Source organism: Aliarcobacter cibarius, assembly GCF_013372265.1.
GTDB lineage: Bacteria > Campylobacterota > Campylobacteria > Campylobacterales > Arcobacteraceae > Aliarcobacter > Aliarcobacter cibarius.
Genome location: NZ_CP054051.1, coordinates 1,396,245 through 1,421,424 on the forward strand (window position 1 = coordinate 1,396,245; position 25,180 = coordinate 1,421,424).

24 protein-coding genes and 2 tRNA genes are annotated in these 25,180 nt (G+C 25.4%); 14 read left to right on the top strand and 12 right to left on the bottom strand.

Annotation, left to right across the window (positions count from 1 at the left end; translation table 11 throughout):
• Positions 1-75: 75 nt before the first annotated feature.
• Both ACBT_RS06930 and lgt read left to right on the top strand, forming a co-directional pair.
• Positions 76-1,368 carry a (Fe-S)-binding protein gene (locus ACBT_RS06930; protein ID WP_024775066.1) on the top strand — a complete coding sequence of 431 codons (1,293 nt, stop codon included), beginning with the start codon at positions 76-78 and terminating at the stop codon, positions 1,366-1,368.
• A gap of 1 nt (position 1,369) precedes the next feature.
• Complete coding sequence (gene lgt / locus ACBT_RS06935) at positions 1,370-2,185, top strand: prolipoprotein diacylglyceryl transferase (protein WP_024775067.1); 816 nt, start codon at positions 1,370-1,372, stop codon at positions 2,183-2,185.
• Between the two features lie 28 nt (positions 2,186-2,213).
• On the opposite strand, the gene ACBT_RS06940 is transcribed toward lgt, so the two are convergent.
• From ACBT_RS06940 to polA, 3 genes are all read right to left on the bottom strand, one after another.
• Complete coding sequence (locus ACBT_RS06940; protein ID WP_024775068.1) at positions 2,214-2,423, bottom strand: hypothetical protein; 210 nt, start codon at positions 2,421-2,423, stop codon at positions 2,214-2,216.
• A gap of 24 nt (positions 2,424-2,447) precedes the next feature.
• Positions 2,448-3,137 (bottom strand): response regulator transcription factor, encoded by a 690-nt coding sequence (locus ACBT_RS06945; RefSeq protein ID WP_024775069.1) that lies wholly within the window; start codon positions 3,135-3,137, stop codon positions 2,448-2,450.
• A 99-nt stretch (positions 3,138-3,236) separates the two neighbouring features.
• A complete protein-coding gene (gene polA, locus ACBT_RS06950; protein WP_024775070.1) occupies positions 3,237-5,921 on the bottom strand; it encodes a DNA polymerase I in 2,685 nt (894 codons plus the stop codon).
• A 239-nt stretch (positions 5,922-6,160) separates the two neighbouring features.
• On the opposite strand from polA, the gene ACBT_RS06955 reads away from it, so the two are divergent.
• The 4 genes from ACBT_RS06955 (at position 6,161) to ACBT_RS06970 (ending at position 10,638) form a co-directional block, all read left to right on the top strand.
• Positions 6,161-8,047: a sensor domain-containing diguanylate cyclase gene (locus tag ACBT_RS06955; protein WP_024775071.1), complete on the top strand. Its 1,887-nt coding sequence runs from the start codon at positions 6,161-6,163 to the stop codon at positions 8,045-8,047.
• Positions 8,048-8,130: 83 nt separating this feature from the next.
• On the top strand, positions 8,131-8,529 hold the full coding sequence (locus ACBT_RS06960; protein ID WP_024775072.1) for a hypothetical protein: 399 nt from the start codon (positions 8,131-8,133) through the stop codon (positions 8,527-8,529).
• An 83-nt stretch (positions 8,530-8,612) separates the two neighbouring features.
• A complete protein-coding gene (gene kdsB / locus ACBT_RS06965) occupies positions 8,613-9,338 on the top strand; it encodes a 3-deoxy-manno-octulosonate cytidylyltransferase (protein ID WP_024775073.1) in 726 nt (241 codons plus the stop codon).
• Between the two features lie 4 nt (positions 9,339-9,342).
• On the top strand, positions 9,343-10,638 hold the full coding sequence (locus ACBT_RS06970; protein ID WP_024775074.1) for an SH3 domain-containing protein: 1,296 nt from the start codon (positions 9,343-9,345) through the stop codon (positions 10,636-10,638).
• Between the two features lie 12 nt (positions 10,639-10,650).
• Here the strand turns inward: ACBT_RS06970 and ACBT_RS06975 are convergent, their stop codons facing one another.
• Together ACBT_RS06975 and rsmH are read right to left on the bottom strand one after the other, a co-directional pair.
• Positions 10,651-10,935: a hypothetical protein gene (locus tag ACBT_RS06975; protein WP_024775075.1), complete on the bottom strand. Its 285-nt coding sequence runs from the start codon at positions 10,933-10,935 to the stop codon at positions 10,651-10,653.
• Positions 10,928-11,833, bottom strand: coding sequence for a 16S rRNA (cytosine(1402)-N(4))-methyltransferase RsmH (gene rsmH, locus ACBT_RS06980; protein WP_024775076.1), 906 nt, complete (start codon positions 11,831-11,833; stop codon positions 10,928-10,930). Before rsmH ends, ACBT_RS06975 begins: the two co-directional genes overlap by 8 nt.
• A gap of 56 nt (positions 11,834-11,889) precedes the next feature.
• Between rsmH and ACBT_RS06985 the strand changes: the two genes are divergently transcribed.
• The 3 genes from ACBT_RS06985 (at position 11,890) to ACBT_RS06995 (ending at position 13,024) form a co-directional block, all read left to right on the top strand.
• Positions 11,890-12,468 carry a class II aldolase and adducin N-terminal domain-containing protein gene (locus ACBT_RS06985; RefSeq protein WP_024775077.1) on the top strand — a complete coding sequence of 193 codons (579 nt, stop codon included), beginning with the start codon at positions 11,890-11,892 and terminating at the stop codon, positions 12,466-12,468.
• 104 nt (positions 12,469-12,572) lie between these two features.
• Positions 12,573-12,848 (top strand): HU family DNA-binding protein, encoded by a 276-nt coding sequence (locus ACBT_RS06990; RefSeq protein WP_024775078.1) that lies wholly within the window; start codon positions 12,573-12,575, stop codon positions 12,846-12,848.
• A 92-nt stretch (positions 12,849-12,940) separates the two neighbouring features.
• A tRNA-Leu gene (locus ACBT_RS06995) sits at positions 12,941-13,024 on the top strand.
• 162 nt (positions 13,025-13,186) lie between these two features.
• On the opposite strand, the gene ACBT_RS07000 is transcribed toward ACBT_RS06995, so the two are convergent.
• From ACBT_RS07000 to ACBT_RS07015, 4 genes are read right to left on the bottom strand one after another with little or no spacing between them, the layout of a single operon-like run.
• Positions 13,187-13,768: a LuxR C-terminal-related transcriptional regulator gene (locus tag ACBT_RS07000; protein WP_024775079.1), complete on the bottom strand. Its 582-nt coding sequence runs from the start codon at positions 13,766-13,768 to the stop codon at positions 13,187-13,189.
• Between the two features lie 5 nt (positions 13,769-13,773).
• A complete protein-coding gene (locus ACBT_RS07005) occupies positions 13,774-15,108 on the bottom strand; it encodes an HlyD family type I secretion periplasmic adaptor subunit (protein ID WP_024775080.1) in 1,335 nt (444 codons plus the stop codon).
• Positions 15,098-17,266, bottom strand: a complete 2,169-nt coding sequence (locus ACBT_RS07010) for a type I secretion system permease/ATPase (RefSeq protein ID WP_024775081.1) — start codon at positions 17,264-17,266, stop codon at positions 15,098-15,100. The genes ACBT_RS07005 and ACBT_RS07010 overlap by 11 nt, the downstream gene beginning before the upstream one ends.
• A gap of 14 nt (positions 17,267-17,280) precedes the next feature.
• Positions 17,281-18,837, bottom strand: coding sequence for a TolC family outer membrane protein (locus ACBT_RS07015; RefSeq protein WP_176325392.1), 1,557 nt, complete (start codon positions 18,835-18,837; stop codon positions 17,281-17,283).
• A gap of 620 nt (positions 18,838-19,457) precedes the next feature.
• Between ACBT_RS07015 and ACBT_RS07020 the strand changes: the two genes are divergently transcribed.
• From ACBT_RS07020 to ACBT_RS07030, 3 genes are all read left to right on the top strand, one after another.
• Positions 19,458-20,558, top strand: coding sequence for a tyrosine-type recombinase/integrase (locus tag ACBT_RS07020; protein ID WP_024775084.1), 1,101 nt, complete (start codon positions 19,458-19,460; stop codon positions 20,556-20,558).
• 115 nt (positions 20,559-20,673) lie between these two features.
• Positions 20,674-20,904 (top strand): hypothetical protein, encoded by a 231-nt coding sequence (locus ACBT_RS07025; protein ID WP_024775085.1) that lies wholly within the window; start codon positions 20,674-20,676, stop codon positions 20,902-20,904.
• Entirely contained in the window at positions 20,891-21,181 is a 291-nt protein-coding gene (locus ACBT_RS07030; RefSeq protein ID WP_024775086.1) for a type II toxin-antitoxin system RelE family toxin, read from the top strand. Before ACBT_RS07025 ends, ACBT_RS07030 begins: the two co-directional genes overlap by 14 nt.
• A 292-nt stretch (positions 21,182-21,473) precedes the next feature.
• Here the strand turns inward: ACBT_RS07030 and ACBT_RS11825 are convergent, their stop codons facing one another.
• Positions 21,474-21,728 carry a type I restriction endonuclease subunit R, EcoR124 family gene (locus tag ACBT_RS11825; RefSeq protein ID WP_084031345.1) on the bottom strand — a complete coding sequence of 85 codons (255 nt, stop codon included), beginning with the start codon at positions 21,726-21,728 and terminating at the stop codon, positions 21,474-21,476.
• The gene (locus ACBT_RS07040; RefSeq protein ID WP_024775087.1) at positions 21,650-21,967 is read right to left on the bottom strand and encodes a restriction endonuclease subunit S; all 318 of its coding nucleotides are present in this window, start codon (positions 21,965-21,967) and stop codon (positions 21,650-21,652) included. The genes ACBT_RS11825 and ACBT_RS07040 overlap by 79 nt, the downstream gene beginning before the upstream one ends.
• A 453-nt stretch (positions 21,968-22,420) precedes the next feature.
• Here ACBT_RS07040 and ACBT_RS07045 point away from each other — a divergent pair, with 453 nt between their 5' ends.
• Positions 22,421-22,762: a hypothetical protein gene (locus ACBT_RS07045; RefSeq protein WP_024775088.1), complete on the top strand. Its 342-nt coding sequence runs from the start codon at positions 22,421-22,423 to the stop codon at positions 22,760-22,762.
• Positions 22,755-23,636 (top strand): nucleotidyl transferase AbiEii/AbiGii toxin family protein, encoded by an 882-nt coding sequence (locus ACBT_RS07050; protein WP_024775089.1) that lies wholly within the window; start codon positions 22,755-22,757, stop codon positions 23,634-23,636. The genes ACBT_RS07045 and ACBT_RS07050 overlap by 8 nt, the downstream gene beginning before the upstream one ends.
• A gap of 1,402 nt (positions 23,637-25,038) precedes the next feature.
• Here the strand turns inward: ACBT_RS07050 and ACBT_RS07055 are convergent.
• A tRNA-Glu gene (locus ACBT_RS07055) sits at positions 25,039-25,114 on the bottom strand.
• Positions 25,115-25,180 lie beyond the last annotated feature (66 nt).

A 25,180-nucleotide genomic window follows, 5' to 3' on the forward strand; every position in this document is an offset into this window, starting at 1 on the left:
CAACTTTAACTAAAATTTCTGTATATTATAAACTTAATATTTTATAGATTTTAAACCAAAAGGTATATTTTAATAATGAAAAAATTTGATTATACAGCAATCAGTGATGATTGTGTAAAATGTGGAAAATGTAAACCTGTTTGTACTATTTTCAATATAAATCAAGATGAAGCAACTAGTCCAAGAGGTTTTATTGACCTTTTGGGCGCATATAAAAGAGATGAGCTAGAACTTGATCTTAATGCAAAAAATATATTTGAATCATGTTTTTTATGTACAAACTGTGTTGAAGTTTGTCCAAATGATTTACCAACAGATATGATTATAGAACAAGTAAGAAGTGATATTGCAGAAAAATATGGGATAGCTTGGTATAAAAGATTATTTTTCTTTCTATTAAGACATAGAACAATTATGAATATTATGTCAAAACTAGGATATATGTTTCAAACTTGTGGAATCAAAATAGATAAAGAGAAACAAAGTGCAACTCCAAGATTTTCTCTACCTATTATAAAAAAAGATAGAGCTTTACCTTATGCTGATAGTGTTAGCTTTTTAAATAAGTATCCAGAAAATATAAAAGCAAAAAATAAAATTGAATCTGAAACTAAAAAAAATAAAGTTGCAATTTTTATTGGTTGTATGAGTAATTATACATATACAAACACTGGTGATAGCCTAGTAAAAATATTAAAAAAACTAGAGCTTGATATCTTTATTCCTAAAAAACAGTTGTGCTGTGGAGCACCTGCTTATTTTACAGGGGCTTTTGATACTGTTGATTACCTAACTAAAAAAAATATTGCATATTTTGAAGAATGGATAGATGAAGTTGATGCTGTTATTATTCCTGAAGCTACATGTAGTGCAATGATAAACAAAGATTGGGAACATTTTTTGCACGATCAACCTGAATGGAAAGAAAGAGCTGTAAAACTATCTAAAAAAATATTTTTAGCTACAAAATGGCTTGAAAACAATACTGAATTAAAAGAACTTTTAGCAAAAACTGGTAAAAAGTTTGATCAAATGGTAACTTATCACGATCCTTGTCATGCTAAAAAAATGCAAGGTGTTTGGAAAGAACCTAGAGAACTTTTAAAACAAAACTATGTTTTAAAAGAGATGAGTGATTCAAATAGATGTTGTGGTTTTGGTGGAGTTACTATGCAAACAGAAAAATTCAGTTTTGCAAGAGCAGCAGGAGCACCAAAAGCAGCAATGATTAGAGATACAAAAGCTCAAATAGTAAGTGCTGAATGTAGTGCTTGTAGAATGCAAATAACAGATAGTTTATGGAATGCAAATGTTGATGTAATATTTAAAAATCCAATTGAACTAATAGCAGAAGCACTGGAAGATTAAAATGGAACTTTGGCAAAACATATATTCTCATTTTAATCCAGTTGCTTTTAATATAGGTTCAATATCAGTTCACTGGTATGGAATCATGTATGCACTTGCTCTTTTAAGTGCAATTTTCATAGCAAAATGGTTTATTCAATACGATAAAATAAACATAAGTCAAGATATTTTTGATTCTTACATATGGTGGGCTGAAATTGGAGTTATTTTAGGAGCTAGGTTAGGCTATGTCTTATTTTATGACACAAACACAGTTTATTATTTAACAAATCCTTGGCAAATTTTCAATCCTTATGTAAATGGTACGTATGTTGGAATCTCTGGAATGAGCTATCATGGTGCATTTATTGGATTTGTATTAGCTTCATTTCTATTTTGCAAAAGAAAAAATATTAACTTCTGGTTTATAACTGATATTGCAGTTCTAGGGATTAGTGCTGCTTATATTTTTGGAAGAATTGGAAACTTTTTCAATCAAGAGTTAGTAGGAAGAGTTACAGATGTTCCTTGGGGAATCTTTGTGGATGGAGTTTTAAGACATCCATCTCAAATATATGAAGCAATTTTAGAAGGGCTTTTTGTATTCATAATTCTAGCTTATTTTAGAAATAAAAAAAGATTTGATGGTCAACTAGCACTAATGTATGGAACTTTATATGCCATAGCTAGAATTATTGCTGAATTCTTTAGAGAACCAGATTCACAACTAGGTTTTTTAGTTGGAAATTGGCTTACAATGGGAATACTACAATCTTTAGGTATTTTAACACTTTGCGTAGGTATTTTTATATATAAAATAAGAAAAGCAAGTCTTTAATAAAAGACTTGCCAAAAATAATAAAATTCTAAATTTTAAAGCTTTTAGAAGGCTTTAGAATTATTTTATAAAATTCAGCTTTTGTAATATCTTGCAAAAACTTCGGTTCAATATCATGAAGAGCTATGATATCAACTTGAACTCCTTGCATCATCCAAGCTCTACCTGTATCAGTAATTACTTCATCATCAAAAAGCTTGATTAGCTCCTCTCTAGTAACTATCAGCTCTCTCTCCATTTTATCCCCTAATTTTATTAAATACTAATTATTTTTCACTATGTCTATAGTATATCCTCTATTTGATTGATTTTTAATTATTTCATAATAAGTTTTTTGTCTAATTTTATTTACTATGTTTCTCATAGTATAAATTGACATATCTTTACCTTTCCAAACAACTTCTTTAATTGTTTCATAATCAATAACTTCATTTTTCTTTGCAATTAAAAGTTTAAGAAATGATTTTTCTAATCTTGTAAAGTCTATTAAAATTCCACCTGGTCTAAAGAATTGATCTCTATACTCATCAAAATAAATACCATGATCAAACTCGATTTTATCACCTCTCTTAGTTTGATTTAAACACATAATAGTTGTAAGTTTTAAATCTTCCATTCTTAAAGGTTTTGATAAAATTGTATAAGCTCCAACGTTAATTGAAGTTATTATATCTTCTTCTTTACAAGTATTTGCAATAATAATCTTTGGAAGATTAGGTGCAATTGAAGATAGTTCAGAACAAGTTTCATAAAAACTTGCATCATTTAAATCTGTATCAATAACAACTATATCAAATTGACTAGAAACAGCCAACTCTAAAGCTTCTTTTAAAGTTTTAACTTGTTTAAACTCCTTAAAGCCACTTATACTTTTTTCATAACCATCATCGTTACTAACCATTAACAACTTTGTATTGTTTAACTTTCTAATGTTCTTAATTGCTTTTAACATATTTTACTCTTTTTTAATAATTTTAAATTCAAATAAAATAATAACAAAACTTTCTTTATTTGTCAAAGAAAAATAAAATATTTTAATAATTTTTATTTATTATTTTAAGTCTTGCCATGAATCCCCAACCGCTAAAGACACGCTTAATGGCACATTTAAGATAAAAATTGTCTCCATTATATTTTTTATATTTTTCGTTATTTCTTCAATAAATTCTTCTTTTATTTCAAAAATAAGTTCATCGTGTATTTGTAAAAGCATATTTATATTCTCATCATGCTCATATTTTTGCTCAATTTTTATCATAGCTAACTTTATTAAATCGGCAGCACTCCCTTGAAATTGAGTATTTACGGCTTCTCTTAAATAAGATGCTCTTAAAAGTGGACTTGCACCTTGAAAATCAAAAAATCTCTTTCTATTTAATAAAGTCTTTACATAGCCATTTTCTAAAGCTTTGTCTTCAACAGATTTTAAATAATCCTTTACACTTTTAAATGCATTAAAATATGAATCTATATAAAATTTCGCCTCTTTTTGGCTAATTCCTAAAGTATCACCTAGTTTTTTTGCTCCCATTCCATATAAAAGCCCAAAATTTATAGATTTTGCAATAGATCTTTTATTTTTCGCTTCTTCTTCACCAAAAATTTTAATAGCTGTTTGAAGATGTATATCTAAATCATTTTTAAAAGCTTCTACCAATGCTTCATCTTTACTAAAATGAGCAAGAAGTCTAAGCTCAATTTGAGAATAATCCACGCCAACAAGTTTATAACCTTTTTTTGCAATAAACGCTTTTCTTATCTCAACTCCATTTGCTCCAAAAGTTGGAATATTTTGAAGATTTGGAGATTTAGAACTAAGTCTTCCTGTTGTTGTTCCAGTTTGCAAAAATGAAGTAAAAATTCTGTTATCTTTATCTTTTAATCCTAATTCTAAAAGAGGTTCAATATAAGTAGAATGTAATTTAAAAGCTTCTCTATATTTTAAAAGAAATGGAACTACTGGATGCTCATTTTTTAAACTTTCTAAAACAGATTCATCTGTACTATATCCAGTTTTTGTCTTTTTAGAACTTTGCAATCCCAATTTCTCAAATAAAATAACTCCCAATTGTTTTGGAGAATTTATATTGAAACTTTCTCCACAAAGCTCATATATTTGTGAAGTCAAAGAATTTAAAAAATTCGAACTTATATCTTTATATTTAGCTAATAAATCAACATCAACTTTTATCCCTTTTTGCTCCATAGAAGCAATTACATAAATAAAATTAAATTCTAATTCAAATGCTATACTTAAAAGTTCTTCTTCTTTTTTTTCTTTAAAAACTTCTAATTGTTTGTTAAATAGTTTTAAAGTCATTAAAGCGTCTTCAGCAGCATATAAAGTGGCTTTTTCTAATTCTACACTTGAAAAATTTTCACCTTTTTTAACTACATCATTAAAAGGTATCATATCAGTATTAAAATATTTTTTAATTTGATAATCTATACCTACTTTACTATCTGTATCTAAAATCCAAGACAAAATCATAGTATCAGCATAAAGTTTTAAATCTATATCAAAATTGTTTTTAATAATCTGCCAATCATATTTAAAATTTTGAAGTACTAACTTATATCTATTTAAAATTTCTATTGTTTTTTTTGCAACTTCAAAAGAAATTTGTTTTTCAACACCTAAATAATTATGTGCTATTGGAACATAATATGCCTTATTTTCTTCAAAACAAAAAGAGAAACCAACAATTTTTGCTTTATGCGTATCAATATCAGTTGTTTCTGTATCAAAAGCAACTATAGAATCTCTTGGAATTTTATTTATAACTAAACTTAGTTTTGTTTCATCATTTAATAAAATATATTCTATTTTTACATCTTCTTGTTTTTGAGGAAGTTCTGTTTTATAACTTAACCCATTTTTATTCACTCTATCAAGAACTCTATGCATATCATATTTTTCCAAACTACTAGCAATTTTTAATATTGGATTTTCACTAGGAAGCACAAATTCTTCTAAATTATCAATATAATGACAATCATCTTTTAAAGTTACAAGTTTTTTAGATAAAAATGCATTTTCTTTATTTTCTAATAAAAGATTTTTAACTCTTTGTTTATCGATTTTTTCAATATTATCATATATATTCTCGATATTTTTAAACTCTTTTATCAATGCTTCAGCCGTTTTTGCACCAACTCCTTTTACTCCTGGAATATTATCAGCAGTATCACCAACCAAAGATTGATAATCCGTAAATTCACTTGGAAGAACTCCATATTTTTCTATACATTTTGATTCATTGATTATCTGTTTTTTTGTTGGATCAAATAAATATACACTATTTTTATCATCTATTAATTGATATAAATCTTTATCATGAGATACTATTCGTACTTCTAAACCTTTTAAAACTGCATCTTTTGCGATTGAAGCCACCATATCATCAGCTTCATATCCTGTTCTAATTGCTATTTTAAATCCCATTTCTTCAACCCATGATATAGCTATTGGTAATTGAGTTAGCAAATCTTCGGGAACATCAGGTCTTTGAGCTTTATAATTTGAATATAGCTCATTTCTAAATGTATCTCCTTTTGCATCAAGCGCAAAAACTATATAATCTGTTTTAAAATCTTTTCCAATACCAGCAATAAAATTCATAAATCCTGTTAATAATCCAGTTGGAAAACCACTATTTGATCTAAGTGGTGGCAAGGCATAATAACTTCTAAATAAAAATCCAAATGTATCAATAATCGTAATAGTTTTTTTCATAATCTTCTTTCAATAGTATAGTTTGAGTCTTTATGATATAATAAACTGATTTAAACTATCTTAATTACATCATATTTACAATAACTTTTCTTGAGATAGAAATTTAATAAAGTCACTATATAAATATTAAAGTAACTAAAAAAATAATATTTAATTTATTTTCAAATAACCGTACAATAAGTTCTATTTTTACAGTAGAATTTTAGTTGTATGTTTAAATAATTTAAAAAGGATTAATTATGAAACATAAAAATTTTCGAAAACTATTTACAATTTATTTTATAACTTTTGGAATTCTTATTTCATTAATGGGGGCAAGTATAAATTATTATATACAAACCATGCAAGCAAATAAAATCCTAAGTCAAAAAGCTTCTGAAGTTTTTCAAATTAGAAATGAAAATGAATTAAAATATTATCTTAATCACTTAGATAATACTTTGAAATCTATAAAAAACAGTAGACTAATGCAAGATTTTATCTCTTCTAAAAACTTATACAATAAAGAAAAAATAAATGATTTATTTTTAAGCACTAGTAATGCAAATGAGCTAATTATGAGAATAAGATATATAGATAAAAATGGTAAAGAAGTTATTCTAGTGGATAAAAATAATTCAAAAAACAACTCTTTTGTAGAAAATGATTCCAATTTAAAAGATCAAAAAGAGTCAGACTATTTTAAAAAAATATCAAAATTAGATAATAGTAATATTTGGTACTCAAAATTAAAATTAGTTACTACAAATCAAGAAATAGAAAAGCCTTATAAACCAACATTTATTATAGGTACTCCTCTCTTTAATAAAAATAATTTTGATGGAATTCTTGTAATTAATATATTTTTAAATGATCTTTTAAAAATGGTGGCTAATTCAACTATATTTAATCATTACATAATAGATAAAGACAATAACTATATATTTCATCCTAATGAAGAGTTTTCTTTTAGCTCTTATAAAAATATAAAAAGAGATATAAAAGAAGATTTTCCAAATGGTTTAAATGATAGTGAAGTTTTTACATATTCTTTAGAAAATATTTTTAAAAATGAAGAAAATTTACTTATGGTTATCAAAGCAAAAGATAATTATAAAAATGAAATTTTTCTTGATAAATTAAAAACTCTAGTTCTTCTTCTTTTTATAACACTTTTTTTAAGTTTTATAATGGCTGTTATGATGTCAAATACACCTATTATGTTGGAAAGAGAACTTTTCAAAGCACATGAAGACTTAAATGAATTTAAAGAAATTATAAATAAATATGTGATTACTTACTCAGCAAAAAATGATGGTACAATTATTGAATCAAGTGAAGCATTTGAAAAAGTTAGTGGTTATTCAAAAGAAGAACTAATAGGAAATAAAATATCAATAATCAAACATCCAACAGAAGATAAAGAGACAATTAAAAATCTATTAAACACTATTAGAAAAAATCAAATATGGATTGGAATTATTAAAAATAAAACTAAAGATGGAAGAGAATTTTGGCTTGAACAAACAATTATTCCAAAAATAGATGAAAAAAATCATTCATTAAAAAAATATTTATCAGTAAGTATTGATATTACTGATAAAAAGTTATTAGAAGAGATGGCTTCAATTGATAAATTAACTGGAATTTATAATAGAAGAATGCTAGATGAATTTTTACAAAAAACAATTGATGTTGTATCAAGACATAATGAAGAGTTATCTTTAATTATTATAGATATAGATTATTTTAAAAATGTAAATGATACTTATGGACACGTAGAAGGAGACAACGTTTTATTTCAAGTGTCAAAAATCATTTCTGAAAATTTAAGAAGTTCAGATATATTTGGAAGATATGGAGGAGAAGAATTTTTGATTATTTGTACAAAAACAGATAAAAATTCTGCGTTTATATTAGCTGAAAAACTAAGAAATGCTATTAAAAATCACGAATTCCCAAATGTTGGAGAAAAGACGATATCTTTGGGAATTGCTGAGTTTGAAAAAAATGACAAAGTTAAAAGTTTATTAGAAAAAGCTGATTTAGCACTTTATAAAGCGAAGAATAATGGTAGAAATAAAACTATTATCTATGAAAAGGAGATAAAATCTTTAGATAAAAATTCAAATTTTTATTATATTTAACATTTAAATTTACTATTTATTAGTTTGAAACTTATATATGTTAGAATTCTTTTCAAAAATTGTATATATTTAAAGGTATTTTAGTGTCTATTTTTGCTTTACAATCCTTAGTAGGTGGTTTCTTAGATGAGGATTTACAACATTTTAATAAAAAATTTGATGATTGGTGTGTTCAATTTAAAACTTATGAAGATGCAATAGAAGTAGTAAAAACTCTTGAAAATCAAGAAAATATTGATATTGTTGAAATAACACCTCTGAGTTATCCAAAATATTTTTTTCCAACTCTTCAAGGTACAATTTATGCAACACGAGAAGTTGAAGATAAAATTGTTTGTGTAGTAGAACCATTCATGGGGTCTAGTTTTAGAATTGCTATATGTGATTTAAAAACAAAACACGTAAGATTAACAAACACTCATTATAAAAGTATTCCAAGTGTTGAAGGAGCTTTTACTAGTTTTAGAATATCTAATTTTTAGTATTTTAATTTATAGTAAAAGCCACAAAAAAGCGTTATTTTTATATAATGAAATATTAGAAAAACGAGTATAACGGAGAAAAAATGATAATAATTCCAGCGAGATTAAACTCAAGTCGATTTGCAAATAAAATTTTAGTTGATATTTTAGGTCTTCCAATGGTTATAAGAACAGCTAAACAAGTAAGTTCTCTAGATAGAGTAATAATAGCAACAGATAGTCATGAAGTTATTGAATTAGCAAAGAAGCATGGATTTGAAGCAATAATGACATCAATTGAGCATAATAGTGGAACAGATAGAATAAATGAAGCTGTAAATAGTTTAAATTTAAGTGAAGATGAAATTATAATAAATGTTCAAGCTGACGAACCATTTATTGAAGTTGATGTTGTAAAATCTGTAATAAATAGAGTAAAAGAGGTTAAAAATTGCTCAAATACACTTATTACATCTTGTTATAAAGAGGTTTCAAGTGAAAATGCTGATAATCCTAATTTAGTAAAAGTGGTTATAAATAATTTAGAAGAAGCAATATACTTTTCAAGATCTAAAATTCCATATCATAGAGATCATAATGAAAATGGTACTTATTTTGGTCACTTAGGAATCTATGGATTTACAAAGAAATCTCTAAATAAATTTTGTAGTTTAAACCCTTCAAAATTAGAAAATATTGAAAAATTAGAACAATTAAGAGCTATTGATAATGGATTTAAAATTGCCATGGTAAAAGTAGAATCAAAATCTTTTGGAATTGATACTCAAGATGATTTAAATAGAGCTCTAAAAATATTTGGAGACAAGTAACAATATGTTAACAAAAATTAAAATTCTCAGTTTTACTCTTTTTATATCATTCTTTTTAGCAGCTTGTAGTACAAAAGATATAAAACCAAAAGTTCCATTTGAAACAATAACACCAAAATTGGATTTAACAACTCTTTCAAATAGTGCAAATGATAATTTTTTAGATCAAAATCTAGCTAGTAATGAATTTTTTATTAAATATTTTAAACCTTGGAGTTCTTCAAAACTTTCATATCCAAAAAATGAAGCAATGTGGGGAATATCTTATAAAAATAAAAAAATATATTTAGAAAATCATCAACTAGCAAGTAAAGAGTGGTTTGACAAAGTAATAAAAAATACAAATTTTGAGGAATACAATTTAAATGTAAAAAAAGCTATTACTTTAAAAAATACAAATGTAAGAGTAATGCCTACAAATTCACCATTTTTTTATAATCCGAAACTTCCAGGAGAAGGATTTCCTTTTGATTACAACCAAAATTCATTAATCAAAATAAATACACCTTTAATAGTATCTCACCTATCAGTTGATAGAGCTTGGGCATATGTTGAATCACATTTTGTAGGTGGTTGGGTTGATATAAATAGTATTGCTTTTGTTGATGAAGAATTTATAAATGAATTTAAAACATCAAACTACTTCGTAAGTATAAAAGAAAAATTTCCTATTTATGATCCTGTATTTAGAGAATATGTAAAAATTGGCTCAATTTTTCCAAAAAGGGGTGAAAAATTTATTATTGCTTCAAATGATGAAAACCAAAATGCAAAAATTACATATATTGATTTAAACATTGATGAAATAGAAAAAATGCCTATAAAGTACAATAGTGAGAATAGAGTAAAAATTTTAAATAGCTTATTAGAAGAACCTTATGGATGGGGAGGATTACTAAATAATAGAGATTGTTCAAGCTTTACTCAAGATTATTTTACTGTATTTGGAAAATATCTTCATAGAAATTCAAAAGCTCAAACAACAAATGGAAAATATTTAGATATTTCAAATTTAACTTTAAATGAAAAAAAAGATTTTATTAGAAAAAATGCAGTTCCTTTTTCTACATTAGTATATTTAAAAGGTCATATTATGCTTTATGTTGGAGAGAAAGAAAATGAACCTTTAGTAGCTCACAACATCTGGAGTATAAGACTTAAAGACAAAAATAAACAGGAGTTTAGACATATTATTGGAAAAGCAACTCTCACAACTTTAGAACCTGGAATTGAATTAGAAGGGTTTGAAGAAAATAGCAATATTCTAAAAAAAGTTCAAGGGATTACAATTCTGAACTAAAAGCTTAGTTGATTACTCTTCTAAGCTCTCTTTATCTATTTTTTGTTCAATTTGAACAAGAGGATTAAACAACAAAGAATCAATAATTTGATTTTTAAACTTCATATCTTCAAGTTGTTGAGACAAAAATTTATTTTCTTCTTGAAGAGAAATATAGTGCGCATACAATCTATTTATATCTTTACTTGTATAGTAAATATTATTTGCAAAATATATTTTTGGTAAAAATAAAATTCCAGCTAATATAAACAAAAAAATCACTATAAAAAGTGCACTTCCTGAATTTAATCTAGTCAAATTTAAATATCCTTAATTTTGAGCTTCTGCTTCTTGGATTCTGTTTTATCTCATTTTGAGTTGGAATTATAGGCTTTTTTGTAATAATTTTACCTAAAGCATGATTATTCCCACATTCACATCTAAAAACCCCGTCTGGACAAATACAATTTTGACTCCACTTTTTAAAATAGTTTTTTACAATCCTATCTTCTAAAGAATGAAAAGATATTATAGCTACTATACAATTTTTAAACTTTGCATTTTCAATTGAATCAAAAAGTTTTTCTAATACTCCTAACTCATCATTTACTTCTATTCTTATTGCTTGAAAAACTAAAGTTGCTGGATGAATTTTACCTTTTGGCATTTTTTTATATAAAAAGTCTGCAAGTTCTTTAGAACTATAAAATGGTCTATTCGAAACTATTAAAGAAGCTATTTTTTTATATTCTCTTACTTCTCCATACTCTTTTAAGATTTTTTCAAGATCTGTTTGAGAATAACTATTTACAACTGTTGCTGCATCTAAAATTTGATTTTGGTCCATTCTCATATCTAAAGATAATGAGTTAAAGCTAAACCCTCTTTCAAGTTTATCTAATTGTAAGGAAGATACTCCAATATCTGCTAAGATACCTTTTATATCATATGATTCAAATTCTGAAATTACATTTTTGAAATTTCCTTTATTAAATTGGACCCTATTTTCAAATTCTTTTAATCTATTCTTTGAAAATTCTAATGCTTCATCATCTTGGTCATTACATATTAACTTTATATTTGAATTTTGTTTTAATAATCCACTGCTATGTCCAGCGTAACCCGTAGTACAATCTATTATAAAACCGTCATTTATATTTTTAAAAGCTTCTAAAACTTCATTATATAAAACAGGTATATGAGGAATCTCTTGCAATTTAATCCTTTTATCAAAATTGATATATAATAGCAAAAATATATTTAAGGCTTAAAATGGTTGACCAAAGTACAATGCAGCTACTATCAGATTTATCTTTTTCTATGTTTAGTAAAAACTTTTTTGGTATTTATCATGGTTCGCTTTCAGCAAAGTTAGACCAAAATAATTTTATGATAAACACAAAAGATGCAGTATTTGATAACATTGATGAAAATTCATTTTGTCGTTTAAATATGAATAAACAAGATTTTAGATGGAATATTGCAAGTATGGAAGCCCATGTTCACTCTACAATATATACAAATATACATGAAGCAAAATATATTGCATTTGGTATGCCTATTTATACAACAGCTTATAGCTTAGTAAATGACAATATAATATTTGAAGATTACTTTGGAAAAACAATGTTTGAAGAAATATCTATTTATAATCCAGGAGATTTCTCAACTTGGTATAAAAGAAATGCTTTAGAAATTACAAAATACCTAAAAAACTCACCTAATAATATGATGATTATAAAAGGTGTTGGAACTTATGTATATGATAGAGATATACATGAACTTGTAAAAAAAATAGCAATTTTAGAGAATTCTTGTAGATTATTAAGCATAAAAAGTACTTTCAAGTAATAATTTTTATATAACTTTTATTCTGTAAGCCCCTAAATTTCAGCTTTATTAAAGTTTTTTTACTATAAAGTTTTCTCAATATTAATTACTAAGAGGAGTTACACATGAATAAGGCTGAATTTATTGATGCAGTTGCAGCTAAAGCTGGATTATCTAAAAAAGATGCTAAAGGTGCTGTTGATGCAGTATTAGATACAATTACTGAGGCTTTAGTTAAAAAAGATTCTGTAAGCTTTATTGGATTTGGTACATTTACAGTTGCTCAAAGAGCTGCTAGAACTGCAAAAGTTCCAGGAACAACAAAAACAGTTGAAGTACCAGCTACAACAGTTGCTAAATTTAAAGTTGGAAAAGCTTTAAAAGAGGCTGTTGCTAAATAATTATTAAAGACTAAGCTTCTAAGCTTAGTCTTTACTTTCATATTTTGAATTTCAATATAATTCAAAACTCAAATTTACTATTTATAATTTATGGCTCTATGGCGGAATTGGTAGACGCGTACGATTCAAAATCGTGTTCCATTGGAGTGCCGGTTCGACTCCGGCTAGGGCTACCATACATTATGTAACTTAACTTATTTTTTATTAATCAATTACATTACCTTCTTTAAGAACATCTCCTAATTTAGCAATTACAACTGTTCCATATGGATGTTTAATAAAAAATCCATCTTTAGATATTATTGTCCTATTGTACTTGAGTGCAATTATTTAATAAATTATGAGAATTTTAAAATAAAAGCTAACCTATTTATTACATTAAACTTTTCATAAATACTTTTCGTATGTGCTTTTACAGTTCTTATCGAAATATTTAACTGCTTTGAAATATCTAAATATGAGATTTTTTTCAAAACTAAAAAAGCAACCTCTTTTTCTTTTTGAGTCAAAACTTCAAATTCTTTATCAATATTTATAGTTTTATTATTTGTATTTAAATTCAAAGCTAAATAGTTTATAAATTCTGGATATAACCAAATATTTCCAGCCTTTACTGTATTAATAACATCTTTTAAGTGAATGTCATTTATTAAAATATTCGCATATGCTTTTACACCTAATGATAGTAGTTTTACACCTTTTTCAAATGATGGATTTGAATCAAGTATAATTATAGATGTATTTAAATCAATTATCTCATTTAACATAGGACTATCTAACTCTATATTTAAAAATACAACTATATCTTCATCTGTTACTTCAATAAGATTTTTATTGGTAAAAAACTTATATTTCAATTCCTTTGGTAATCTAATAGATTTGTTTAGTAAAGTTAAACCATCGTCATGAATATAAATCATTTTAATTACCTCTCTGTGAATGTGTATTGCTTTGCCTTAAATATAGGTTTCATTATATAATCAAAAACAGTTTTCTTACCAGTTAAAATATCAACATTAACAACCATACCAGGTATTATTGGAAGTTTTTGTTCACCTTTTTTTAGGTAGTTATCTTCTGTTTGTACATTTATATTATAAAAACTCTCTTTTTTTGTTTCATCCATCTCCGTATCAGGACTAATTTTTACAACTTTTCCTTCTAATCCACCATATATAGCATAATCATAAGCTGTAAATTTAACTTGAGCTTTTTGATTGTAATGTATAAATGCTATATCAGATGGTTTTATTTTTGTTTGAATTAACAGATGTTTTCCAGTAGGAACAATTTCAACAAGATTATCACCAGGTTTTATTACTCCACCAATAGTATTAAAGAATACTTTTTGAACAATTCCATCATCAGGAGAATATACATTTGTTCTAAATACTTTATCTTTTAAACTACCAATACTTGCATTTATTCTTTCAAATTCAGCACTTGATTCATTAAGTTGCTCTTGGGCAGTTTTTTTGAAATTTTCTTTAGCTTCATTAATTTTATTTTTTATTTCAGTAATAGATGACTCTATCTTTGGAATAGAAATTCTAGCTGATGAAAGTTGCATTTGAATATTATTAGCCTCTTTTTTGACTCTTAATAACTCAGATTGTGGTTTTAACTTCTTAACAACCAAAGGTTCTAATATTTTTTGTTCTTCAATTACAAAAGAATATTCACTACTTAAATAATTAATACTACTTCTTGTCGAGCTTAAATCATTAATTTTTTGTTTTAATTGTTCATCTAAAACACTTATTTCAGAATTTAATCTATTTTTATTTAATTCATATAAATTTAATTCCAAATTTTCATAATGTTTAAATTCTTCAGTGCTATAAATATCAACAACATAGTTTTTATCTTCAATTTCAGCTTTTAATCTATTTATTTTAGCTTTTAATTCTAATAATTTTTTATTTGTTGATTCATAATCAGCAACTGATTTTTGATTATCAATTCTAAGTAAAATATCACCTTTTTTTACGATATCTCCATCTTTTACAAAAATCTCCTCAATTATTCCACCTTCTAAATTTTGAATCATTTTATTTTCATCAAAAGATATTACTTTCCCCTCACCTCTAACTATTTCATCAATTTCAGCAATAGAAGCCCAAATAATAAAAGTAAAAACTGTAATAATCCAAAACCAAAGAATTAGTTTAAATTTCTTAGGATTTTTTTCAAGAATAGCTGAATTTAAGCTATTCATAAATTCATAATCATCTTGACTATAATTATAATTATTTTTCAAAACCATCTCCTTGAGATAAAGCTTTAATAACAGCTTCCTTTTCTCCTTGAAGGTATACTGTACTATTATTTAGTACTATTATTTTATCTACAATTCTAAGTAAAGGCATTTTTTGAGTAATAACAATTAGAGTTTTATTTTTCATAAAATTGTTTAAATTATCTAAAACAATATCCTCAGTTTGCTTATCCATAGAGCTCGTTGGCTCATCAAATAAATTAATTGGATAATCAAATAAACAAGCTCTTGCTAATCCAACAGATTGTATTTGTCCTCCTGACAAACCTTCACCTCTTTCACCAATAGGCATATCATAACCTCTTGGATGAGTATTTGCAAAACTATCAACATTTGCAATTTTTGCAGCTTTTAACATTTTTTCATCATTTACATAAGATGCTCTAAAAATAATATTTTCTTTAAGAGTTCCATTAAATAAGGATATATGTTGAGATACATACCCCATATTTCTTCTTATATCAGCAGGATCTAATTGTGTAATATCTATATCATCTATTAGAATTGAACCACTAGTTGGTTCATAAAGCTTTAATATCAACTTTAATATTGTACTTTTACCAGTACCAATTTTTCCTAGTATGGCAACTCTATCTCCTGGATTTATCACAAAAGATGCATTTTTTAATATTTCAACTTCTGTATTGGGATATTTAAATGTAACATTTTTAAATTCTATTCTTCCACTTAATTCTCTTCTAGATACGAAATCACTATTTTTTGGTCTTTCTTCTGGTTTATTCATTAACTCATTTAAAATTTTGTATGAATTAGCCGCATCTTCATAATTTGTAATTAATCCTGCTGCTTGTCCCATAGGAGCAACTGCTCTTGAAGATAAAATCACTATTGCTATTAAAGAACCCATAGTCAATTCAAAATCTCGAATTAAATAAACTCCTGCAATTACTATAACAACAGTATTTAATTGTATTAGAAAAGATGTAAAAGAAGGAATAAAAGAAGATAACATTCTTGATAGAAAACCTATTTTAGCAATATTACCATTGCTTTCTTCCCAGTTCCATCTAATATTGTTATTACCACCTAAACTTTTTAAAGTTTCAAGATTATTTAAAACTTCAATTAAAATAGAATTCTTTTTAGAAATTATTTCATTTATTTTTTTAATATTATTCTGAATTGGATTTTTTAACAACACAGACATAAGTAAAATCATTAGTATCACAACAATAGGGATAATAACAATTACACCACCCAAATAATAAATAACAATTAAAAAAAGAATTGTAAATGGAACATCAATAAACGCAACTAAAGTAGAATTTGTTAAAAAATTTCTTATAACATCAAAATTTTTTAAATTGTTTGCGAATGCTCCTATTGGTTTTGGAATAAATTCTAATTTCAAACCTAAAACTTTTTCAAAAATTATAGAAGACATAATAATATCACTCTTCTTAGCTGCTATTTCTAAAAAATAACTTCTTAATAATTTTAAGAAAATGTCCAATAAATATACTAAAAGGATTCCTGCTGAAAAAAACCACAACGTTTCAATTCCATTATTAGGAATAACTCTATCATAAACATTCATCGTAAATAAAGGCGTAGCCAAAATAAAAAGGTTTATTAAAATTGATGCAAAAATTACATCAATATAAATACCTTTAGAAATTTCTAATGTGCTCCAAAACCAATGTTTTACAGTAAAATTAGATTTATCTTCTTTATCAGAATTTGTATAAGTAAATATCTTTTTAAGTAAAATTCCAAAACCTATATACTCTTTTTCTATTTTTTCAATATCATACCATTGTTCTACAATTTCATTTGAAACTTCTGATATGATTTTTACTTTACTTCTGTCATCAGAAAAAGAATCAAGGATACAACTGCTTGAATTAGACATCAACAATATCATAGGCAATTGAAGTTCTGAAATATCTTTTAAATCTTTCTTAATAAATTTTGTTTTTAAACCAGCATTAGTAGCTGCTCTTGAAAAGAGTCCCTTTGAATTACCTAAAGAAAATAGTTCTGGAGCAAATTTACCATTTTCAATTGGCAAATCATGAACTAAAGATTCTCTAGAAAAAGGTTTATGATAAAATTTTGTGAAAGTAACTAAAGACTCTAAAAGTGAATTTAGAGTCTCTTCATTATATTGATCATACATATATTACTAACCTCTTAACTTGGTTTATTAGTAATATTTTCTAAATAAGGTGTAATTGTTTTAAAAGAGGTATTGTTCTCTAATTTTAAATCACTATTTTCATTTTTATCTGAGTTAATTTGTTCTTTTTCACAACCAAACATATCAACTTTAATTCCTAATGAAGTATTATCACACAAATCTTGTTGATCTTTTACTCCATCTTTATCTAAATCTGTTCTATCTATTACTTTACCATCTGTTACATTTTCATAATTTGCAAAAACTGGTTTATAGTAATTTAGGCTACTATCTTTATAAATACTATTTACTAATTCTCCCATTGCATCTAAAACTCTATATTTAGCAAACAACAAATCATAATTTGCAGTAATCAATTTATTTCTAGCTGAGATATAATCATCTTCTGCAGTTAAAAGGTCAATAAGACTTCTTGTTCCTGTTTCAAACTCTTCTTTATATAGTTCTAAAGTTATTCTACTTTGTTCTTGGTATGAAGTTAGGAATACGATTTGTTTTTGAAGCATAGTATATGCACTCCAAGAGAGTTCTAAACCTTCAATAATTTGTCTTTTAATATCACCTTGAATTTCATATTCTTGATTAATAGCAACTTTACTTTTTTTAACTGAATTATAATCTGCTTGACCGTTATATAAGTTTTGTCTATAAACAACTAAGGCACTATAATTTCTTTCATGACCTTCATCTCCACCAGTATTTTTATCTAGGTTATAAGCCAATTCAAAATCTATTGTTGGTGCAAATTTACCTTTATTTTGAGCCAATTGAGCTTTTGCAGTTTCAATATTATGATTTGCTACAATTATTGAAGGGTTAAATTTAATTGCGTGACTAACAGCTTCATCTTTTGTTTTTGGAAGATCAAATGTAAATTTAGGGAGAATTAATTCATCTTTATCTATTCTTTTACCTGTTAATCTAGCCAAATTAAATTGAGAATCCATTAGATTATTCTCTTGAGTTAACAGATTAAACTCTGCTAATTGTAAACTAGCGCCAACTTTTTCTACATCAGAAATAGAACCAGAACCAGCATCAGACAAACTTTGTGTTTTTTCTAGTATTGCTCTTGTCAAACCAACATTTTCTTTTTCTAAGTTATACAAATCTTTAAATTTCAAAACATTAATATATTGTCTAATAACATTAAATGCAACATCATTTGTTTGTTCAACATAGTTATATGCAGCTGCCATTACTCTAGCTTCTTCATAATTAACTCTATTAACAGTTTTTAAACCATTAAATAGATTTTGAGTTAATACTAAAGAGTTTCTATAAGTATTAAAACCTCTATCATCATTTGCTCCACCAACTTGTTCTAAAGTTTTTTCATAACCTAATCTACCAATATAATCTAACTTAGGTAGATATTCAGATTTAGCAATTTTTAAATCATAAACTGTTTGTTCATAATTGCTCATTTTTTGTTTTATTAATGGATTTGTAGTTAATACATCATCCAAAACTCTATCTAATTCAGCAGATAAAGATGATGTAACCAAAATAAAACATGAAGTTAAAAGTGATAAATATACTTTTTTCATAATTGTGCTCTCCTTACAATTTTATACAACCAATTTATTCATCACTGATGATAAATTCAACATAAGTCTACTTAACCTTATTTGACAATTTTTAAAGATGAAAACTTAAACAAAACAATATCAGTATAGAACCCATTAACATAATCTCTCCGTTAATCATCTTATCCTAATTCTATCTAAATTTCAAAGGAATTATCTATAAATTAAACAATATATTGCAACATTTTAATATAAATGTGTAAGATTTTTGTAATATTTAAAATTAGTAAATTAATTATTTATTTATATTTAAAGATTTAAGAAATTATTTTATTAATTATAATCGAAAAATAAAGCTCTATAATAATTATTTTATTTTAAATAATCCAATAATAAAAATTATATTTTAAAGCCAGAAAATTATTGAAATTGTAGAAGTTTAAATTTAATGGCGACCCCAGCATGATTCGAACATGCGTCACTAGGAGGAAATCCGGATTTTAATAATTTTTTTATAAACCTTAAATTTTAACATATGCTAGAAAATACCAATTTATAGGGATTTATTAACATTTGACAAAACTCAATAAACCATATAAAATTCATTAAATATATTATGTGGTGTGAAATAGGTGTGAAAGATGGCAAGACATACAACAAATTTAACAGGTGTAATTTATAGAGATTCTATAACAAATGGGAAAGCTGATAAAACTTATTATATCAGATATAAAGATGAAAATAATATGACTGTGGAATTGAAAATTGGCAAATATAGTGAAGGTGTTAGAGAAGCTTATTGCAATGCAAAAAGAAATGAAATTTTAACAAAACAAAGAATCGGAGAAGAACCACCAATAATTGCTCAAAGAAAAAAAAGAGAAATTTTATCTATTCAAACTTTGGCTGATGAATATTTTTCACATAGAGCTGAAAAAGAAACTAAGATAAATGATGAATTTTCGTATAAAGCTCACATATTACCTTTTTTTAAATTTTATGATTTAAATCGTATATCTAAAAATGATATTTTGAAATTTACAAACCATTTAAAAGAAAAACAAAATTTAAATACAAAAAAACCGATAGCCCCCAAAACTATAAACAATATCTTAAATCTTTTAAAAGCAATAATAAAATACTCTTTAAAAAATGATTTAATTAGAAATGATTTCACAAAATATATAAATTTATTAGATATTGATAATGCTAGAGAAAGATTTTTATCAAAAGAAGAGATAGAAATTTTATATGATAAAACAAAAAAAGATGAAGTTGCTTACTTATTTTTTAAATTAGCTTTGAGTACTGGAGGAAGATTATCAACTATTTTAAATATTCATAAAAAAGATATTGATTTTACTCATAATCTTATAACTCTAAAAGATTTTAAAAATAATTCAACTTATAAAGCTTTCTTAACAAAGGATTTAAAAGAACTACTAATTTCAAAAATACAAAATATATCTTTGAATGATAAGATTTTTAAATCTAATCCAGGAAAAAGACTAAGAACTATTTTAGATGATTTATTTAACATGGAAATTTACAAAGATGATAGAAAAAATAAAGTTGTAATTCATACTTTACGACATACATTTGCAAGTCATTTAGCTATCAATGGAACTCCAATTTTTACTATTCAAAAATTAATGAATCATAAAGATATAAAAATGACTTTGAGATATGCAAAATTAAGTCCAGATAGTGGAAGAGAAGCTGTTGAAAACTTAGGAGTATAAAAATACTTTAAATTTTATCCTATAAAGTGTTGACAGATCAGGCATTAAAATCTTAATATTAATTTTATATCTAAATAGATATACTTTTATATATCTTAAATAAAGGATTAAAATTATGTTAGCTGTTAAAAATACAAAACTTTTAGTATCAATGCCACAAAATTTATCAGATGAAGTTACAGAATTTGCAAAAGAATTAAATCAAAATAAAAGTGCTTTAATAAATCAAGCTTTGGAATTTTATTTTGACCATTTGGATTTACAAATTGCAAAGAAAAGAAGTTTAGAAAAAAATGAAACTATAAGTTTGAGCCAAATGAGAAAATTATCAGATGAACAAATATAGTTTAGATTTTGATAAAAAAGCTTCAAAAGATTTATTGTCTTTAGATAAATCTGTAAGGAATTTTATTTTAGATGAGTTAGAAATTTTTATAAATAATTTTGATGAAGATTATGAAAAAGAGTTGATAAAAATAAAAAAAATAAAATCTTTGCAGGGAGAATTTAAAGGTTTATTTAGATTAAGATTAAGAACTTATAGAATAATTTATGAAAAGCAAAATGAAAAACTTATAATTTTAGTTCTTAGAGTATCTCATAGAAAAGATGCTTATCAATAAAAAATTACAAAATCAAATTTTATTTTTTAACTGCCTAGTTTGACACTGATTAAAGTGGAGTATTTTCTCCATTGAAAATATTAATTAAAATACATAGAGGTTCATCTAAAAGTTTGAAGTTAAAGATTGTTGATGATTACTTAGTTAACTATAAGAAAAGAGAATAACTCAGCCTAACTTTTTTAATTAAGCTATATTTTAATATTAAGTTATATATAAAATGATATTAATATACTATTATATAAATAGTATATTATTAGATAAAATAATTATCTCTTCAACATATTAACATTTATTTCTCATAAAACTTATCCACAAATCCAACTATTCTTTCTAATACTCTAGTTACTATCATTTTTCTCTCTAGATATTTTGGAGCTACATTTAATGTTTTAGCAATATCATTAGGAAGTGGTTCTCTTTGTTCATAAATATAGGTATCTACAACTTTTTTTAGTTCATCTTTATTTAGATTCTCTTCATCTGCAATTGCATTAAATGCTTTGACTTTCTCTTCATTGATAATAACAAAGTACCTTGAGGTAATACTTTAGCTGATGACTTTTTTAATCCGAGTTCTGTAATAGTTCTGTTACTCCCCTTAATATATTTACTCTTTATTTCAGTAGAAGTAAACCATTGTATTTCACCATTCCAATAATCTTCTTGTGTTGTATCAGGCGTTCCTCCACCAACAATAGAAGCAATATCTTTTAATGATATGTGTTGCCACTCGCCACTAAACTCTTTAAATCTTAACTTAGGTACATTAATACTTTTGCTCATTTTAAACTCTTTTTAAACTATAGTTGTATACAATTACAGCACTTACGGTAAGTCCCTGCATGCACACTTACCTTGTCTTTATTTTTATTATATTCATAACAAAATCTTCAACTTTTTTATCACATTTATTTAAAATATCATTTACAAATAGCTCTTCTAAAATATTGATTTAATAAAATGTATAGTTTGTAAATATTTAAAAAATTTTTCACTAATAAAAACCTAAAACTTTTTGAAAAAAAGTTTTAGCAAGTGAGTCTCGTAGAGCAGAGAATAAAAATGTGTACATTTTTGGGAAGTCATTCCCTATCTCTGCATTACATAAAAAGTGGATTTAATATTAAAATAATTCTTATGCAAACTACTTCAAATATTAAAATAAACTTTATACTATATATGCTAACATTGTAAAGAAAATATATAAAAAATTGATTTTCATAAGGAGAATTTAAGATGAGAAGATATGTTAGAAGAGAAGTACTTCTTAACAATAATGTAAATATGTCTAATCAAAATATTACTCTAAATCATGAATCAAGTTATGATAATAAATTTTTAGCATATTGTAACTGGTCATTTGTAAAAGATAAGCAATTAAAAATAAATGAAGCTTTGACTATCTTTGATCAATTTGAAAAAGAAAAAAGTCCTATATATGTAAGAATTTTTAATGAAATGCCTAGAAATGTATTAGAAAAATTTGTTGAAAAAAATCATATTAACAAAGCTAAAATCAAATCAATTCACGCTGCATTAAAAGAGAAAACATCTTATAAAGTTGAAGAATATGAATGAATATGATTTTTCAGAACAAGCTGAATTATTAGAGGATGTAACTTATATATTAGATGATTATAATATAACTGATTGGAGTTTTGGTGGAGGAACAGCACTGTCATGCTATCATTATAATCATAGAATGTCTTATGATATTGATATTTTCACAGAAGATATAAGTAGTATTCAAAAACTAATCGATTATAAGCTAGCTATTTGTGAAGGATTTGAAATTTCTGTAGAAGATACTGAAGTTTCAAATTCTGGAATAACATTTATCTTATCAGATCTAAATCATCAACTTAAATTAGATTTTTTAGAAAGTAGATATCTAACTTCAGAACCTTTTATTGTGGATGATGTTTTAGGACTCAGAAACATAAAAATACAAACTCCATTAGAAATTATTGCAAAAAAAATAAAACATAGAAAACATGTTACCATTAGAGATTATGTTGATTTTGCTTTTGTAGAAAAACAACACAATATAATTTCAAAAATTAAAAAAGAAAATATTGTTGATTTAGAAAGATTTATAGATATTTATAAACAATTTATATCAATTACAGATGAAGATTTCAATAATCACTTAGAATATTTAAAGCCAAGATTTATGCAATGTAAAAATGATATAAAAGAAATTATTTATAAAGCTTTCAATCCTGGTAAAAATTTTTCTATTGCTATTGATAATAATTATGAAGTTTTAGCTGTTGATGAATGGGTAAATATTTATGAAGATGGTTTTATTGATGCTGGAGAAGTATATAAAAAATACAATGAATTAAGTAAATTAAAATTATCTTCAATTATTAATAAATCTGAAAATGAAATCACATACAGTGATATATTAGAATTATCAAATACTAATGTAAAAAAATTACTTTTATAATTAATGATCAGATATTCTATTTGAAAAATTAAATAGTTTTGATAATATTTATTTTCCACCTTCTTTGTCTCAGTTGTCTCCTTCTTGATTTTTTTATTTTTATAGGGAAAAAACAAAAGAAGGAAGATGATTTGATAGGGGAGGAAGGGAAGCGGAGACAACTTGCCCTTGTAACAAACTGGATTTAACAATTTGTTACAGGACAAGTTAAGTTATGACTCGACTTTTTCGGTCGGTCGCTTCGACTTAAGTAGATTATTGTTCAGCTCTTAATCTACAACACAATTACACTAGACGGTTCCCCTTATCTAGTAACCTATATCTTTATCAATCCAGTATTAGTACTTATTACTAATTTAAAAACCTCTGTTTTATATCTTAACTGGTAAATCTATAGGGGTGTTCTTGCTACTACATAAATAGTAGAACGGGCATCTCCAAGGTGAATCGTACCACATACACATCCTCACACCTTGCTGATTTGGTCTCTTATTTGGCTATGATTATTTTCGGTGAGTTCATTCTCACCTCATGTAAGTATTCCATTTATTGTAGGATTTCGCCTTACTGTGCAGTCCTTACACTCTACCGCTTAATAATAGTTTTATTTGGACAATATTTTATTCTCAACATTTAAGTTGCTTTTTTGAAATTAGAATAAGGTTGATTTTATTTGTGATTTATGTTATAATGCTTTCACTTTTTTAGCAATTCTTGTAGTCGCCAAACTAACAGGTAAAGAATTGCTAGGAACCTCCTTTTTTAAACTTCAAAATATTCTCCAACAATAAAGTGGCTTTATATCTTTAAATTTAATTATTATAAAATTAGTAATAAAATAGAGTGCTTATTTGGCGTTTACTCACCCATTAAAATACTTAGAGCTTAGGCAAATTTATCGGGCGATAAATCTGTCTAAGCAGATGTGAGCTTGCCAAAGCTCTAAATATTTATATAAGTATATATAGATTTAGAAACAATGTAAATATAATGAATTTAGCGAAAATATCGTTACAATATGTATTAAAGAATATTAGAATGACGTAGGGAATCAAATATACATAGAAATTTTAAGCACATAGCTTAAATTAATATATTAATTATAAATTTTAATATTAAATTAATAATTTATTTTAATTTAGAGTATTAAGGTATTATAAAATTAAAAGCTCAGCAAAACTAATAAAAGACTAACTTTAAAAAACTAAACTATTTTTATCATATTAATTATTTAAAAGATAAATAAAACACTGAATAATATATTTTTTGTATTAGGAATAAAAACTTTATAAAATAATCTTAGCATTGAAATTTTATTTATTTTTTTACAAGAGAGGTGTGAAATAGGTGTGAAAGTAAAAAATAGAAAAACTTTAAAAGTTCTAGAAGTACCATGATTACGTGGCGACCCCAGCATGATTCGAACATGCGTCACTAGGAGGAAATCCTAGGGTCCTTGGCCACTAGACGACAGGGTCTTTAAAAAGAAAATGGATTATAGTTTAGTTTCGGTTTTGTTTTGCTTAAAATTAAAAGATATAAAC

What these genes read in the sequence shown, in the direction of transcription:
- ACBT_RS06970 (WP_024775074.1), top strand. Translation starts at nt 9,343, where the DNA reads ATGTTAACAAAAATTAAAATTCTCAGTTTTACTCTTTTTATATCATTC.
- ACBT_RS06985 (WP_024775077.1), top strand. Translation starts at nt 11,890, where the DNA reads ATGGTTGACCAAAGTACAATGCAGCTACTATCAGATTTATCTTTTTCT.
- ACBT_RS07040 (WP_024775087.1), bottom strand. Translation starts at nt 21,967, where the DNA reads ATGAGCAAAAGTATTAATGTACCTAAGTTAAGATTTAAAGAGTTTAGT.
- ACBT_RS07050 (WP_024775089.1), top strand. Translation starts at nt 22,755, where the DNA reads ATGAATGAATATGATTTTTCAGAACAAGCTGAATTATTAGAGGATGTA.
- ACBT_RS06945 (WP_024775069.1), bottom strand. Translation starts at nt 3,137, where the DNA reads ATGTTAAAAGCAATTAAGAACATTAGAAAGTTAAACAATACAAAGTTG.
- ACBT_RS07045 (WP_024775088.1), top strand. Translation starts at nt 22,421, where the DNA reads ATGAGAAGATATGTTAGAAGAGAAGTACTTCTTAACAATAATGTAAAT.
- ACBT_RS07030 (WP_024775086.1), top strand. Translation starts at nt 20,891, where the DNA reads ATGAACAAATATAGTTTAGATTTTGATAAAAAAGCTTCAAAAGATTTA.
- ACBT_RS06930 (WP_024775066.1), top strand. Translation starts at nt 76, where the DNA reads ATGAAAAAATTTGATTATACAGCAATCAGTGATGATTGTGTAAAATGT.
- ACBT_RS07000 (WP_024775079.1), bottom strand. Translation starts at nt 13,768, where the DNA reads ATGATTTATATTCATGACGATGGTTTAACTTTACTAAACAAATCTATT.
- kdsB (WP_024775073.1), top strand. Translation starts at nt 8,613, where the DNA reads ATGATAATAATTCCAGCGAGATTAAACTCAAGTCGATTTGCAAATAAA.
- ACBT_RS07015 (WP_176325392.1), bottom strand. Translation starts at nt 18,837, where the DNA reads ATGAAAAAAGTATATTTATCACTTTTAACTTCATGTTTTATTTTGGTT.
- lgt (WP_024775067.1), top strand. Translation starts at nt 1,370, where the DNA reads ATGGAACTTTGGCAAAACATATATTCTCATTTTAATCCAGTTGCTTTT.
- ACBT_RS07020 (WP_024775084.1), top strand. Translation starts at nt 19,458, where the DNA reads ATGGCAAGACATACAACAAATTTAACAGGTGTAATTTATAGAGATTCT.
- ACBT_RS06990 (WP_024775078.1), top strand. Translation starts at nt 12,573, where the DNA reads ATGAATAAGGCTGAATTTATTGATGCAGTTGCAGCTAAAGCTGGATTA.
- polA (WP_024775070.1), bottom strand. Translation starts at nt 5,921, where the DNA reads ATGAAAAAAACTATTACGATTATTGATACATTTGGATTTTTATTTAGA.
- ACBT_RS07025 (WP_024775085.1), top strand. Translation starts at nt 20,674, where the DNA reads ATGTTAGCTGTTAAAAATACAAAACTTTTAGTATCAATGCCACAAAAT.
- ACBT_RS06940 (WP_024775068.1), bottom strand. Translation starts at nt 2,423, where the DNA reads ATGGAGAGAGAGCTGATAGTTACTAGAGAGGAGCTAATCAAGCTTTTT.
- ACBT_RS07010 (WP_024775081.1), bottom strand. Translation starts at nt 17,266, where the DNA reads ATGTATGATCAATATAATGAAGAGACTCTAAATTCACTTTTAGAGTCT.
- ACBT_RS06955 (WP_024775071.1), top strand. Translation starts at nt 6,161, where the DNA reads ATGAAACATAAAAATTTTCGAAAACTATTTACAATTTATTTTATAACT.